Annotated in this window: 2 protein-coding genes; one reads left to right on the forward strand and one right to left on the reverse strand. The window is 58.8% G+C overall.

Translation table 11 applies throughout. The annotated features are described in order from the left end of the window. On the reverse strand, positions 1–510 hold a 510-nt coding region (locus tag AC1DY5_RS56950; protein WP_478122926.1), incomplete at its 3' end, for a Bug family tripartite tricarboxylate transporter substrate binding protein. 161 nt (positions 511–671) lie between these two features. Here AC1DY5_RS56950 and AC1DY5_RS56955 point away from each other — a divergent pair. Continuing rightward, on the forward strand, positions 672–994 hold a 323-nt coding region (locus AC1DY5_RS56955; RefSeq protein WP_478122927.1), incomplete at its 3' end, for a LysR family transcriptional regulator.

Raw genomic sequence — 994 nt, forward strand, 5'->3', positions numbered from 1 at the left:
GTGCATGATTCCTGTACCGGCCATGGCATCGAACAGCGCCGCAGACAGATGGCCCGTGCTGCCAACGCCGCCGGAGGCGACCTTGAGTTGTCCCGGATTGCGCTTCGCGTAGGCAATCAGTTCCGCCACAGAGTTGACCTCGAGTTCCTTTCGTGCCGTTAGCACATTGGCTGTTCCGAAGGCAGTGCCCACAAGGTCGTAGTCCTTTGTCGGGTCGTAAGGGAGCTTGTTGTACAGAAAGCGGTTGATGACCAGCGTGCCCGAAGTGCCCAAGGCCACGGTGTAGCCGTCCGGCGCCGCCTTGGAAGCCACCTCCATCCCGATAAGGCCATTCGCTCCACCCCGGTTGTCGATAAACAAGGGCTGTTGCAGATAGCGGCCCATCGCATCGATGTAGGGCCGGAAAACGACGTCGGCACCAGAGCCCGCAGCGTAGGGCAGGATGACGCGCAGTGCACGACGGTCACCCTGGGCCAGCGTCACGCTGGGTAGGGCCGACAAGGCCAGCAAAGATACATCCGCAAGAAATCTGCGTCGTGACGGGCTCCAGTGACTCATTCTTCAGACTCCACATGTCGGTTCAGTGGTCCAAAGCCTAGCTGGAAGATCCTAGATTGCAACGGAAATGTTTCAAACTAAAGTCCGAGAAATGTAGGCTTGACACCCCGGCCTTGAGGAAAAAAACCAGCGCTGCTGGCCAAGCTGGTTCAATGCCCAGGGAAAGTCGAGCCATTCCGGTTCGCTTCGGCTCGGATCTTGCGCTGGCTTGCACCACCGCGAAGCACAGAATTGCAAAGGAGAAGGACGGCATGGGACAAAGACGTGCGAAGTTGGGTCGGATCAGCGATCTCGATCTTCGCTTGCTGAGGGTTTTTCAAGCGGTCGCAGAGTGCCGTGGCCTTGCCGCCGCGGAACTGCGCCTGGGCATTAGCCGCTCGACGATCAGCATCTACCTCGCAGACCTCGAAACAAGAATGGGCGTTCGGTTGTGCGA

The organism is Variovorax sp. P4_D9 (assembly GCF_056401695.1).